This window comes from Actinomadura spongiicola (assembly GCF_003432485.1).
Lineage (GTDB): Bacteria > Actinomycetota > Actinomycetes > Streptosporangiales > Streptosporangiaceae > Spirillospora > Spirillospora spongiicola.
Genome location: NZ_QVNQ01000006.1, coordinates 255584 through 268959, shown reverse-complemented (window position 1 = coordinate 268959; position 13376 = coordinate 255584). Strand labels below are relative to the sequence as shown.

Sequence of the window (13376 nt, the reverse complement as noted above, 5' to 3'; positions counted from 1 at the left end):
GCACCGGAGCTTGGGCATCTACCGCTTCGGGAGGGCGGACAGGAAGATAGAGGGGTACTCGGACGTCGCGGTGTCGGCGACGCCGTGGCCGCCGGTGTAGTCGTGCCGCTCGTTGTCGAGCCAGTCGCTGATCGGTTTACCGTCGACGTCCAGGTGGTGCCAGGCGCCGGAGCCGTCCACGCCGAACCGGTAGATTTTCTTGCGGTCGCCGTAGTAGTCGAAGTAGGGGGCGTTCGGGTCGTCGGCCTGTTTACGCAGCGCGTTGCGGAAGAAGACGTTGTCGGGCCCCGACGAACCCGACCATTTCACCGCCTTGGCGCCCGCGGACCAGTAGATGGGGAACCAGGTGCCGTCGCCGGGCTTGCCGCCGCCCTCTTCACCGCAGTTGACACTGCATCTCCCCGGCCGGTGCTCGTAGGGGACGGTCACGTTGTTGAGTTCGAAGAGGTTGTGGCGTTCCCAGCCGCCGTGCAGGTTCAGGTCCGAGTCGAAGCTGTTGCCGATCGCGACGTTGCCCGAGGCCGACCACTGGAAGGTGAAGTGCCGCAGGTGGCGTGTGGTGTTACCGGCGTAGACCGAGTCCCAGACGCGGGAACCACGGAAATAGCCGTTGCCGCCCGCGCCCTTGTTCCACGACCCGTCGAGGGTGTTGTCAACGATGGAGAGGTTCTTGGCCTCTTCGGTGACGATCGGGTGTGAGCCGGTCATGTCCGCGCGGACGCCTCGAACCCAGTCGTTCACCGCACCCTTCAGGACGATGCCGTGCATCTGGCCCGCGGGATCGAAATTGCCGTAGTCGTGCACGGCGTCCTTCGCCGTCTTGCCCTTGGGTGCCGTCTGGGTGAGGTACAGGTTCTCGATGCCGACGCCCACCACCGGATCGACCAGCGGTGCCGCCTTCGAGGTGTACACCCGTCCGTCGATCATGGGTGATCCGTCCGATGTCGAGTCGACCGGCACGTCGAACTCCAGCGACTTGTCGAGCGTGATCACCTTGTCGGTGGTGTCGACCTCGGTGATACCGAAGATCTGCTGCCGCATGTGCAGGTTCTGCAAGGAGGCGTGATCGGCCGGCACCGACATCTCGCCGTAGAACCTCACGCTGTTGGCCGCCCGGACGTTGACATGGCCGCCCACCTTGAAGCCACGCATGATCGCGCCGGTCGTTCCGGCGTTCAGATAGACCTTTGTCTGGCCCTTTCTGCCCGCGTACGCGGTCTCGCCCGGCATCGCCCGCAGCGTGGCGCCGGAGACCCAGTGGGCGTTCACCGTGCCTTCGAACAGGTCCCGGCGGTTGGCCGGGGCGTTGTCGTAGTTCTGGGGCTCCGGCCGGGGCGCGTCGGCGCGGTACCTGGCGGCCACTTCACGGGAGGCGACGGCGAACAAACCTCGGCCCGGCCAGATCCAGCCGCCCTTCGCCGGGCCCCACACCATGCCGTCCTCGTCCCAGTCGGCGTTGCCTGCGGTCAGGACGTCGTACCGGGTGGCGGCATCGGGCGTGTAAACGATCTTCGTTCCCTTGTCGGGATCGGAGCCCGCGCCGGTGAGGACGAGGTAGTCGGCATCGACCCTGATCTGCGCGTTGACCAGGAGCCGCCCGGCGGGGAGCTGGATCCGGCTCAGCTTCGTGTAACCGGCCTTGGGGCTGCATTCGGCGCGGACATGATCGATCGCCCGCTGAATCCCCGCGCCATCATCGCCTTCGTCGTCGGGGACGACGTCATAAGTCTTCGCGAGTGTCTCCGGCCCCAGGAGGCAGTCGGCGTCCGAGGTGAGTTCCGCCTCGGTCGGGAGCCGGGCGCCCGCGCGGTATCCGGCACTGGACCAGTCGTACAGCCCGTCCACCGGAGGGCGGCGGTTGGCGGCGGTCAGATCAAGACCGGTCAGCGCCGGGCCTGGCGGCTCGTCCGGCGCGACCGGCATCGCGCCGCCCAAGCCCACCAGCCCGGCCACGGCCATCGCCGAACGTCGGCGCGCACGCATCGAACCGCCGCCTCCATACTTGATCAAGTTCGAAGACCAAGCATCAGCGGCGGGCTCCCGCCGCACAAGACCCATAACACCTCGGGCCCCTCGGCGCCTTACCCGATCTTGATGGCCAGCTTTCCGACATAGTGCTCGTCCAGGGCACGATGCGCGTCCGCGATCCGCTCCAGCGGGAAGACCCCGCCGAGGTGGACCTCGAACGAACTCGCCTCGATGATCGCGTTCAGCCGGTCGGTGGCGAGGCGATCCCCGTCGTTGCGGAACACCTTCGCGGCCGGGGTCTTGGCAGGTTCGGGCTCGACGCCGTTCGGCCACGCGATCCGACCGGAATCCTTGACCGCGCCGAGCGCCCGCTCGGCGACCTCGCCGCCCGCGGTGATGAAGGCCCCGTCGAGCCCGTCCGGTGCGAACTCCGAGGCCGCGGCCAGTACATCGACCTTGCGGCCGTCGACGACGGCGTCGGCGCCCAGCCGCCGGGAGAGCGCGACACCGTCGTCCCCGGACGCGACGGCCAGCACCCGGATGCCTCTGTGCCGCGCCAGCTGCACGGCCATGTGCCCGACTCCTCCGCTGGCCCCGAAGACCATGAGCGAGTCGCCCGACCGGAGGTCGAGCACGTCGAAGCCGGTCAGCGCGGTCAGGGCGTCCCAGCCCAGCGCACCGGCCTGGTCGGTCGGCAGCCGGTCGGGCACATGCGCCACGTGCTCGGCCTCGACGGCGCTGTATTCGGCGTAGAAGCCGGTCCGCAAGACCGGGATCGTCGCGGCGTAGACACGATCGCCCACCTCGAATCGGGTGACGTTGCGCCCGACCGCGGCCACCGTGCCCGCCGCGTCCCAGCCCAGGACGAAGGGGAAGGTCGACTCGGCGCCGAAAGCGTTGTCGTAGAGGCCCTTACGCTCCAGGACGTCCCAGGACCCGGCCCCCGCGTACTCCACCCGGAGGAGTACGTCGTCGTCGCCGAACTCCGGAACCGGGATCCGGCGCTGCTTGAGTTCGTCGACTCCCCCGAACCGGTCGAGCACGACCGCGTTCATCTCCGCCGGCACGCTCGCGCCGCTCGCCGTGTCCTGAGCCTTGCTGCCCATCGGGACCTCCTATTTGCTTGAGTGGATCAAGTACATTGCAGCATGATTACTTGAGAGAATCAAGCAACGTACACTGGGGGCATGTCGCTGCCGAACAGACCCGCGAGTACCTCGTCCGAAGCCGAGGCCGTCCTGTTCGACCTGGTCGACGTCTACGAACGCGCCTACGAGTCGGCCGCGGCGAAGCTGGGGCTCAGCCCGGCGCAGGCATGTCTGCTCGGACGCCTCTACGAGCCGTGCGGCATGGGCGCTCTCGCCGAGGAACTCGGGTGCGACGCCTCCAACATCACCCAGATCGTCGCGCGGCTCGAAGCGCTCGGGCTCGCGGTCCGGGAACCGAATCCCGAGGACCGCCGCGCACGGATCGTCGTGCGAACCCCTCGGGGGGACGAGATGAACCAGCGGTTCGCGGAGGCCTTCACCTTCGGCCGGACGGCGGTCGAACGACTCACCCTCGACGAGCAGAACCAGCTGACGGCGCTGCTGCGCAAAGCCATGGGGTGACGGTTCATTCCGGAAGCCGGCGGGTGACGCGCTTGAAGCCGATCACCGTGCGGTACCGGTCCCGTGCCGCGAAGTCGTCCATGCTCCACACGGCCGGATGTCCGACCTCGGAACTGAGATGAAGGATCTGGTCGTCATCGACCCAGACGCCGACATGAGCACCCCAGGCATCGCCGGTGGCGTTGACGAGGACCAGGTCCAACGGCCGAGGCGCCGACACCCGCGTCGTCCGTTCCGTGTCGGCCCACAACTCGCTTGATCGCAGCGCGGGCGCATCGAGCCCGAAGTGCATGAGCACTCGATAGGCGAACAACTGGCAGTTGGCACCGGCGGCGATGCCGGGTTCCTCGGCCACGGCCGGGGACCCCGGAAACCGGGCCCCGACATACCGGACATCCCAGAATTCGGAGGGAAGCCGAGCCAGCACCGCACACCACCCCCAAGCAGCGGATCCCGCCGACCGCACCGCAAGACACCCTAATCCGAGCCGGTGAGGCGGAAGCCGCCGGTGCCGTTGCCGGTCAGCCGCGGAGGCGTTCGACGGGGTGGGGGCCTTCGGTGGCGAGGCGGTACTCGTCGCCGAACTTGTCGCGGTGTTCGTCGATGACGCGCTCCTGCGCGCCCCGCTCGGCGTTGATCTTGTCCTGGTACTCCTCGAACCGGCGGTGGGCCTCCTGGACGTAGCCGGTGCCGAGCGTCGTCCAGTCGATCTGGGTGGACAGCAGCTCACGTACCAGGTGCTTGTTCGGCTCGAAGGTGACCGGCTCGGGCAGCACGGGGGCCAGCACGGACTCGGGGTCGCGGCCGTCGTGGCGGCGCATCAGATCGCAGGCGATCCGCAGGTGCTCCAACTCCATGTTCAGGTGCAGCTCCCAGATGCCCTTGACGCGCGGGTCGCTCTCGGTCTGCATGAAGGAGTAGTACATGTAGCACTCGTTGTACTCGTGGTTGACCAGCCGCTCCCACCACGTCTCGCCCGGGTCGACCAGCGACTCGTAGTGCGTGACGTGCTCCTCCTCGACCAGGCCGATCTCCTGGTAGAGCTGCCGGGCGATCGGCTCCATGTACATGGGGCCGACGTTCATGTAGAAGTTCATCGTCTGCTGCTCGGCCGCCATGATGGTCAGCGCGTGCAGTTTCGAGATGGGCGCGGCCGCGTCCTTGTCGTACGGTTCGCGAACGTTGTCGACCGGGTTGCGGTGCTGAAGGTATCCGGGCCGGCCCGGCATGACCTCGGTCAACTGGTCGATGACCTTCTCGGCCTTGCGGTGCTCGATGATCTCGTACAGGTTGGCGTACCGGTACAGGTGGTCGAAGTCCTCCAGCAGCCCGAACTGGTAGGCCTGCTTGAGGTAGGGGTCGGGCTCCATGCGGGCGACCCAGCCGGTCAGGTCGACGGCGACCTGCTCGTAGCTGATCGTGGTCTCCAGCACCGACGCCTGACCGGGCAGGAGCCAGTTGACGACCTTCTGCTGCTGCGCCTCGATATAGCGGACCTTGGCCAGTTGCTGCTTGACCTCGACGTCGGGACAGACACGGGCGAAGTGGTGGCTGAACATGATGGCCTCCACCTCGATCCCGTTCATCGCGATGATCCGGCACTTGGTGTAGGGATCGGAACGGTCGGGGTCGACGGGGGCGACGTCCAGCTGGGCCCAGTTGCGCAGCTGGTCGTCCAACGGAATGCCACGATGTTCGAGCGGGTTGAACGCCATCGGGCTCACCTTCCTGTGAATCGGATCTCTCGGCGGAAGCGCCCCTACCCGGGGAGCGCGACAACGCACATCCGATCCGAATTCCGGCCAAGATTTTGCGGGCGCGCATTTCGGCTCGCTTAGGCGTCCGAACCCCGGGTACGGGACGCGGGTCGCCCACCGCCGGGCGCGATTCACGACCCTGAAGCCGGGAGGGCTCATGCGGACCACACCGACCGACGCGCGGACGACCGAGGACGTCATCGACCTGCTGCGCGCCCAGCACGGCCGGATCCGAGACCTGTTCGACCAGGTGATGCACACCGAGGGGGAGGCCCGCAAGGAGGCCTTCCGTCAACTGGTGCGGCTCCTCGCGGTGCACGAGACCGCCGAGGAGGAGCTCATCCACCCGATGGCCCGGCGGCTGCCCGGCGGCGACGGGATCGTGGACGACCGGCTGGCCGAGGAGCGGGCCGCGAAGGAACTCCTCACCGAGCTGGACGGCATGAACACCGACGATCCGGGATTCCTCAAGTCGATCGACAAACTGCGCATGGACGTCCTCACCCATGCCCGCGCCGAGGAGCGCTACGAGTTCGACCGGCTCAAGGACGAGTTCAGCCCCGCGCAGCTCAGGGGCTTCGCCGCCGCGGTCCGCGCCGCCGAGGCCACCGCGCCGACGCGTCCCCATCCCGGAACCGAGAGCGCCACCAAGAACCTGCTCGCCGGTCCCATGGTCGCCGTGGTCGACCGCGTCCGTGACCTGATCCGCGACGCCCGGGACAAGGGCTGACCGGCCGGCACGGAATTCCCTTCATATCGCCTCGGAGCCCACATTAGGGCGACTGTTTCTCGATCGCTTCTGGACAATTCTTTGAAGTCGGGATACAGCTTTTATATGACGGCTCACGATGAGGTCGGGCAGGAGCTGCGGGCCGCCCTGGCCGCGCGGCAGGAACTCGGACACGACTTCGAACCCGAGATCGTCGAGTCGTTTCTCGAACGGCTCGACGCCACGATCGAGGCCCGGGTGGACGCTCGGGTCGAGGCCCGGCTGGCCGAGAGCGCGGCCGCCCGACCCGAGCGCCGGGGAACCTCCCCGGAGCTGGTGTTCGCCTCCATGCTCGGCGGCTTCCTGGCGACCGGGGCGATCGGCGGGACGATGGGCTCCGGCGGGATGCCCGCCGTCCTGGTGGTCTGGATCGTCGTCGGCGTGATCAACGTCGCCGCCGTCCTCGGTGGCCGTCCCCGCTGACCCCTCAGTCGAGCAGGCCCCATGCCAGGGTCAGCAGCCAGATGGCGAACCAGCAGGCCAGGACCGCCCCGAAGATGACCGAACCCACCCCGTAGAGGGCGTAGGCGATTTTCGTGCGGCGCGGGTACCGCTCCAGCGCGGCGGCGCCGTCGCGGCGCCTCACATGGCCGATCCACAGTTTCAGGAACGTGTAGCTCTCCACCCTGAGGTTCTGCATGCCTAGCGCGTGGTTGAGCATGAAGTAGCCGTCGAGCTGGAGGAACGGGATGAAGTTGGCGACCGCCGAGAACGTCCCGAACAGCAGCAGGGCGGCGGCGGCATGGCGCAGGACGCCGTCCTCCGGCGCCAGGAAGTACAGCGGCACTACCGGGAGCAGCACGAGCAGGCTCGCGAACACCCCGGCGAACGCCGTGCACACCCGGTGCCACCGGCGCCGGAACAGCAGGACGTCGCTGACCCGGCAGTAGGGCGCCAGCACCGGGAAGCGCCACAGCACTCCGATCTCGGACGAACCGCCGCCGAAGTGCGTGGCCGTCAGGCCGTGGGCCACCTCGTGCACGGCCACGCTGAGCCACAGGATCAGCGCGACCGTCACCCCCGCCGCCGGGGCCTCCCACAGCCGCTTCGCCTCCCCCGCGAGCGTGCCGGCCTCCACGACGACCATCACCATGAGTCCGGCGACGGCCAGCAGCGCGGGCACCACGAAAGGCGCGGAGAACAGCGGGCGCAGGTACGGCAGGATCCGGTCGAAGAACCGCTGGGGGTCCAGCAGCGCCACCCGCGCGTTCAGCAGCGTGCGCTTGTCCGGCTCCGCCGCGGGCCCCGGGACGGCGGACGCGCCGTCGGCGGCGCCGGCGGGGGCCTCGGTGCCGGTGAGGAGGCGGCGGGCCGCCAGGGTGGACAGGATCTGCCGCCACTGCTCGTCGCCGAGCCGCCGGCGGAACTCCGCCGCGTACTCGACGCCGATCTCCTCCAGCGAGGTGCTGCCGTCCAGGCGGCTCATGACGAAGTACTCGCGCGGGCCGATCTGGTAGTACCGGCCGACGACCGGGTCCTTCACGTTGTGCACCAGCACCGGTCCGCTGCGCACCGCCGGGCCCAGCACGATGTCGTCGCGGAGGCGCGGGCGGGCCGCCGCCAGCGCCTCCCCGGCACTGCTCACCGGCGGTCCGCCGTCGCGTCCATGGAGGGCGCGTCCGATGACGGCTCGTCCGCGGTCGGATCGTCGTCCCTGAGCGAGCGCAGCAGCAGGTACGACAGGTACGACTCGTCGACGACGTTGGCGCCCAGCCGGTTGTTGGTCATGTGCATGTAGGGGGTGAGCAGGATGCGCAGCGCCGCCGCCGGGTCGGTGATCGGCTCCCGCCGGACCTCGGCTCCGGCCGCGGGCCACGCGCGCCCGCCGTCCGCGACGGGGAAGACCAGCAGTCCGCGTTCGGCGTGGTCGACGACCCGTTCACGGAGCCGCGCGCAGTGCTCGGCCCAGCTCTGGCTGAAGCCGGTGAGCCGGTCGGGCCGGTCCTCGGTGATCGCGGTGAAGATCTCGTCGAAGCGGCGCCGGAGGTCCACCGCCACCTCTTCGTAGTTCTCCTTGTACGCGGTGTCCCGCTCCCCCGTGCTCAGCTTGAACCAGTCGTGCCAGAAATGGTGGTACCGCACCATGAAGTCGGCGATGCGGTCCCGGTCGGCCAGGAACGAGATCGACATGATCGTCATGAGCTGCGTGGCGATGCCGAGCGTGGACGGCCGCAGGTGCAGGTTCGCCCGGTCGATGAGCCGCAGGACGAGGTCGCTGGAATGTTCGAAATGCCATTCGGCGAGCTCGACGCCGTGCGGGCCGCCGTACTTGTCGTACTCCGGCTCGTACTCGATGTAGTGGCGGGAGTTGTTGGGCCGCAGCGGCATCCGGCCATCGGTGCCGTACCGGGCCACCCGCTCCTCCTCGCTGTACTCCAGCCGGAACATGTCGTCGTAGAAGCCGGTGAGGAAGTCGGAGTCGACCTCGTACAGCGCGGGCCGCCGGGCCAGGAAGGCGTCGATCGCCTCCTCGGCGATCCGGCGGACCTCGGGCGCCGCCTCCTCGGTGATCGGCTTGAGCCGGAGCCGCACGTGCGGCCCCTCCAGCCAGTAGTTGATGAAGAAGTAGCGGGCCAGCAGCCCGCGCCCGCGCAGGTCCTCCACCAGCGGAGCGACACACTCACCGAGCAACGGCTTCGGGTCGCTGGCGTAGAAGATGTGGATGGCCTCCCATTGTCCCTCCGCCACGGCGGGCTCGGTGGCCGTCGTCGTCGCGTCCATCGTGACCTCCCTTGGTCCGCCTTGCCTAGTTCCCGGGCCGGTTCTCGACCCGGGTGAGCTCGATGGTCTGCTCGGTGACGAACGAGCCCTCCGCGGTGCGCAGCCAGAGCTGTTCGTGGTCCGGCAGCATCTCCTGCATGACCACCCGGCTGCCGGCCTGCCGGGCGAGCTGGTCGAGGATGCCGAGCGAGAAGTAACTGTCGAAGTCCACGTACTGCGGTTTGCGCGGCGCGTTCGCCGGACGTTCGCCCGCCGCCCCGTCCGACGCGTCGGCGTCGACGGCGGCGAAGACGCGGGCGGGCAGGCCGTTGTCGCGGCGCCAGCGTTGCCAGGCCAGGAACCACTCCGCGTCCGAGGCCGCGCTCGCCCGGTCCGGCAGGTGGTCGGGCACCATCTTCCAGGTGCGCCGGGTCAGTACCAGGTCCCGGTACCGGACCCGTGGATGCCCGCCGATCGCCGCGCCGAGCAGCGGCTTGTCGACCCCGTGCCACAGGTCGAGCGACGCCATGGTGGTGTGCGAGAACAGCAGCAGCCCGCGCTGCACCTCCGGCAGCGCCATCGGGACGAGGAACCCGAGGTAGACCGGGATCACCTCGGTGTCCAGGGTGCGGGACCGCAGCAGCACCCGGTCGGTCTCCTCGTCGTGCTCGATGACCAGGTCGGCGATGGGGATCTGGGCGTTCTGCGGACGGAAGCTGGTCTCGCCGGGACAGACCAGCTCGTACGGGGTGACCGGCGGGTGCAGGTTCAGGTTCGTGGTGTCGTAGCCGCCGGTCAGCTCGGCGAACACCGCGCCCTCCGGCTGGAGGTCGGCGAGGATCTTCCGCATCTGCTCGGCCAGACCGTCTCCGCCGCCGAAGCAGTGCGCGAACCGTGAGAACAAGAGCGTGAGCCCGGAGTACGTACGGTTCAGCACGCCCAGCGGACGGCCCCCGTCGTCGGCGACCTGGAGGAAGAAGCTGCGCGGGTCGAAGCCGTCCAGGGACGGCGGCAGCTCCCGCGCCACCGCGTCGACGAACTCGTCGTCCAGCACCAGTTCGTCGGCGTCGGCGGGCAGCGTGTCGTACGCGTGGCGCATCCGGTCCACCAGCGTGCGGCGCGCGTCGTCGAGCGCGGTGATCTCCGGCAGCCGCAGCCAGTTGTCCAGCGGGACGTACTCGCCGTCGGCGTCGAAGGCGCGGCGGCGCTGGGAGGCCTTCATGAACTGGTCGAAGAAGTCGCGGTGGAACTCGTGGACGAACCGCAGCACGTCCTCGCACCGGCCGCCCCGGCCGTAGCGGGCCATGAAGAACCCCTTGAGGTTCAGCCGTTGCGGAAGCGTCATGTCGAACAGCGGCAGGATCCGGGACAGTCCCCGCAGGGACGGCAGCAGCGTGCGCTCCCACCCCTCGCGGTCGGCGGTGATGTGCGCCTCGGGGTGCGAGACGTCCTCGTAGACCAGCGTGCGGGGCGTGGTGACCTCGTTCAGGCCCAGCTCGTGCTGCGCCTCGACGAACTCGCTGCGGACGGAGTCCACCAGCCGCCGCCGCTCGTCGAGGTCGGCGCCGCCGTACAGCGCGAGATGGTCGGCGACCAGGTCCAGCCGCTCGGCCAGGTCGACCGCCCAGGGCCGGTCGATCCGCGCGATCCGGTCACGGAACCCGCGGAGCGGGTCGTCGCTGTGGATGTCGACCTGGAGCAGCGGCACGGTCAGCAGGCTCAACCTCAGCAGCCGGCTCAGGTACAGCTCGATGGCCTTGCGGTCGCGTCGCTCGGGGTCGGCCGCCCGCAGCCGTTCGGCCAGTTCCCCCATCCGGATCCGCGGGTGGTCTTCGAGGAGGCGCAGCACCTCGTCGAGCACCGAACCGCGGGACAGGTAGAACAGGTCCTCGCGCAGGGAGTCGAACGTGACGGCGGCCTCGGTGTCGCCGGACCGGTGGGTGCGGCGGACGTAGCGGATCCGGTCGCGCTCGCCGCTCCACCCGGAGGTGGCCTCGACCGGGAGGTCCTCGCGCAGCGCCGCGTCCTCCATGATGACCTCGGACAGCCGCGCCAGCATCGCCACGTTGATCCGGACATGGCTGCTGCCCGGACCGCCGATGTCGTCGGCGGCCAGCATCGCGCCCGTCCACGCTTCGGTCGCCGCCCCGTTCACCGCCCCGGACGCCGTCTCGGGCATCGTCCCGTCGGACGGGTGGGGCTCGAACCCGCCGAGCGCCACGGTGGTGAAGGTGCTGAACGGGCTCGTCTTGCACGCGCTGCGGTAGACGTACTCCAGCAAAGACCGCTCGATCCGGCGGGCGCGTTTGCCGAGCGGGCCCGGCGGCGCCTCCAGGTAGGCCGACAGGTAGCGGTCGAGCGAGGGGGACGCGAGCAGCAGGCCGTGCCGCAGCCGCGGGTCCCGGGCCAGCCCGCGGACGTACTCGCGGCGCTGCCGCAGCTCACCGTCGAGCACCGGCACGCCCGCGGCCAGCACGTCCTCGTACCGCACCCGCAGGTCCAGCCATTCGCCGACGCCCCGCAGGCCGCGTTCCTCGGTGAGCCGCCGGGCCCGTGCGAGGTCGCGCGGCAGCCGCCGGTTGAAGACGTCGCGGCGCAGCGCGAGCAGGTCCCGCCGCAGCCGTTCGTCGATCAGGCCGCCGACCGCGTCGGCGAGCGTGTCGGCCGCCCCGCCCTTGTGCCGGTCGAGCCGTTCTTCCAACTCCAGCACGTCCGCCGTCCAGCGGAGCGTCTCGGTGAAGCGCAACGGCCGCACCGTGTCGATCGGCAGCCCGCCACGCCGCAGCATGAACAGCGGCGTCAGCAGCCAACCCGCCCTGTCGTCCGGCTGGAACGCCTGGGCCGGCGCGTCAGGTGACGCGGTATCCGGAACCGTTCGCAAAGCCTCTCCCACAGTTCTCGACCTCCCTCAGGCGATCCGATGGTCGATGTTCGGTTCGCCCGGCCGTTCCCTGCCGACCATCAGGATCAGCAGGGGCCATTCGCCGGTGCCCTCGATGCCCAGCCGCTCGGCATAGGAGACGTTGTCGAACCCCAGCGCCGCCCCGCAGCCGATGTCGAGCGCCGCGGACGCGGTGTAGACCGCCTGCGCGACCGCGCCGACCTCGGCGTTGACGAACCGGTAGCCGCGCGGCCCGGCGACTTCCAGGACGGCCTCCGGCCGGGCCAGCACCACCAGCACGGCGGCGACCTGCTCAAGGTTGTAGTTGGGCAGGAAGTAGTTGCGTTGCAGGAACAGCGCCGGGTCACCGGGCGTCACAACGCCCAGTTCGTGGCGGGTCGGGTCGTAGTCGTAGCCGCCGCGGGCGATGCCCTCCACGTGGTTGGTGAACACCGCCAGCCGGGTGAGCCCCGGCCCGCCGGACTCGTCCTTGACGTCGGAGACCAGCCGTCCGCCCGCGGTGCCCGCGATCAGCAGGGCGCTCAGCTCCGCGCGGGTGAGGGGACGGTGCGCGCTGAACCGGCCGAAGCTGCTGCGTCTTCCCCGGAGCGCCTCCGGCACGCTCGCCCGCAGGGGTGCGGGGTCGGGCAACGCGAGCCGTTCGGCCGCGGGATGCGGAGGCGGCGCGGGGATCGCGGCGGCCAGGTCCGCGGCCGTGGGGCGCGGCCGGTCCGCGGCCAGGATCTCCGCGTGCACCTCCTCCACCTGCGGGAAACGGATCACTCTGCGGGAGCGCTCCTCCTCTTGGAGGTGCACCCGCGGACGGTTCACCTCGGCGACCGGCGCGGGTTCCGGCGACGTGGGTTCTGCCGCCATGGGTTCTGGCAGCGTGTCCGGGGCGTCCCAGGGCAGCGGGACGACCGCGAACACGCTCTCGGCGTGCGAGGTCAGCCCGAGCAGCCGGTTCAGCGCGAGCTCGTCGAAGTTCAGGATCGGCCGCAGCGAGACGCCCTGGGACCGCGACGTCATCTGCCAGGTCCCCAGGAGGGTCCCGATGTCCATCGTGACGACGTGGTAGCAGAAGCTGTTGTACTTGAACGCGTTCGTCCAGAACTTCAGGCTGACGAGGAGGAACTGGTCGGTGGGGACGGAGCCGTCCGGGCCGAGGGCGGCGCGGACCTGGTCCACCACGTCCCCGGCGAGCAGGCGCTGCATCGCGTGGTGCGGCGCGGAGTAGTAGTAGACGCCCGGCAGCATCGGCCCCCGGGACCCGGTCACCCAGTAGATCTCCGCCGGGTACATGCCGCCGCCGGAGGCCGTCCCGCGCCACCACACCGCGCTGCGGTACTGGGGCAGCAACTGCTCGTCGCTGTTGGCCTGGACCCCGAGCCTGCGTCCCAGCAGGCCGTAGGAGTCGCGCAGCAGCCTGGACAGGGTGCCGAGCGAGAAGCCTTCGCCTCCCGGGCCCGGCCGCAGCGCCGCGTCCAGGGTGGCGTTCTCGCCGTCCGGCGCGTCCGGCGGGTCCGGGAGGGGGAACCGCGTCGCCTCCCGGTACACCTTGTGCCGGCGCGGCTTGTCGGCCCAGTCGGGTTCGAAGCCGATCGGTTCCATGGGCTCGCGGCGGCGGCGGACGATCGCGTTGACATAGTCGTGCACGACGCTCATCGGGTTCTCATTTCGCTGGCCGGTGG

The 13376-nt window shown here is 69.8% G+C and carries 11 protein-coding genes; 3 read left to right on the top strand and 8 right to left on the bottom strand.

Features of this window, described 5'->3' with window-relative positions; translation table 11 throughout:
• Positions 1–18: 18 nt before the first annotated feature.
• Positions 19–1983: a pectate lyase family protein gene (locus D0T12_RS20985; protein ID WP_147339567.1), complete on the bottom strand. Its 1965-nt coding sequence runs from the start codon at positions 1981–1983 to the stop codon at positions 19–21.
• Positions 1984–2081: 98 nt separating this feature from the next.
• Positions 2082–3074 (bottom strand): quinone oxidoreductase family protein, encoded by a 993-nt coding sequence (locus D0T12_RS20980; RefSeq protein WP_117401350.1) that lies wholly within the window; start codon positions 3072–3074, stop codon positions 2082–2084.
• A gap of 81 nt (positions 3075–3155) precedes the next feature.
• Between D0T12_RS20980 and D0T12_RS20975 the strand changes: the two genes are divergently transcribed.
• The gene (locus D0T12_RS20975; protein WP_117401349.1) at positions 3156–3578 is read left to right on the top strand and encodes a MarR family winged helix-turn-helix transcriptional regulator; all 423 of its coding nucleotides are present in this window, start codon (positions 3156–3158) and stop codon (positions 3576–3578) included.
• A 4-nt stretch (positions 3579–3582) separates the two neighbouring features.
• Here the strand turns inward: D0T12_RS20975 and D0T12_RS20970 are convergent, their stop codons facing one another.
• Together D0T12_RS20970 and D0T12_RS20965 are read right to left on the bottom strand one after the other, a co-directional pair.
• Positions 3583–3933 (bottom strand): NlpC/P60 family protein, encoded by a 351-nt coding sequence (locus tag D0T12_RS20970; RefSeq protein WP_199487593.1) that lies wholly within the window; start codon positions 3931–3933, stop codon positions 3583–3585.
• Positions 3934–4099: 166 nt separating this feature from the next.
• Positions 4100–5293, bottom strand: coding sequence for a hypothetical protein (locus D0T12_RS20965; RefSeq protein ID WP_117401347.1), 1194 nt, complete (start codon positions 5291–5293; stop codon positions 4100–4102).
• Positions 5294–5492: 199 nt separating this feature from the next.
• On the opposite strand from D0T12_RS20965, the gene D0T12_RS20960 reads away from it, so the two are divergent.
• Positions 5493–6065, top strand: a complete 573-nt coding sequence (locus tag D0T12_RS20960; protein WP_117401346.1) for a hemerythrin domain-containing protein — start codon at positions 5493–5495, stop codon at positions 6063–6065.
• A 105-nt stretch (positions 6066–6170) separates the two neighbouring features.
• Entirely contained in the window at positions 6171–6527 is a 357-nt protein-coding gene (locus D0T12_RS20955) for a hypothetical protein (RefSeq protein WP_117401345.1), read from the top strand.
• Positions 6528–6531: 4 nt separating this feature from the next.
• Here the strand turns inward: D0T12_RS20955 and D0T12_RS20950 are convergent, their stop codons facing one another.
• Genes D0T12_RS20950 through D0T12_RS20935 form a run of 4 tightly spaced genes read right to left on the bottom strand, consistent with a single transcriptional unit; the run spans position 6532 to position 13350 of the window.
• The gene (locus tag D0T12_RS20950; protein WP_117401344.1) at positions 6532–7689 is read right to left on the bottom strand and encodes a zinc metalloprotease; all 1158 of its coding nucleotides are present in this window, start codon (positions 7687–7689) and stop codon (positions 6532–6534) included.
• Positions 7686–8825, bottom strand: a complete 1140-nt coding sequence (locus tag D0T12_RS20945) for a lantibiotic dehydratase C-terminal domain-containing protein (RefSeq protein ID WP_117401343.1) — start codon at positions 8823–8825, stop codon at positions 7686–7688. Before D0T12_RS20945 ends, D0T12_RS20950 begins: the two co-directional genes overlap by 4 nt.
• 25 nt (positions 8826–8850) lie before the next feature.
• Complete coding sequence (locus D0T12_RS20940) at positions 8851–11685, bottom strand: lantibiotic dehydratase (protein WP_233526194.1); 2835 nt, start codon at positions 11683–11685, stop codon at positions 8851–8853.
• A 27-nt stretch (positions 11686–11712) separates the two neighbouring features.
• Positions 11713–13350 (bottom strand): nitroreductase family protein, encoded by a 1638-nt coding sequence (locus D0T12_RS20935; RefSeq protein ID WP_117401342.1) that lies wholly within the window; start codon positions 13348–13350, stop codon positions 11713–11715.
• Positions 13351–13376: the final 26 nt, after the last annotated feature.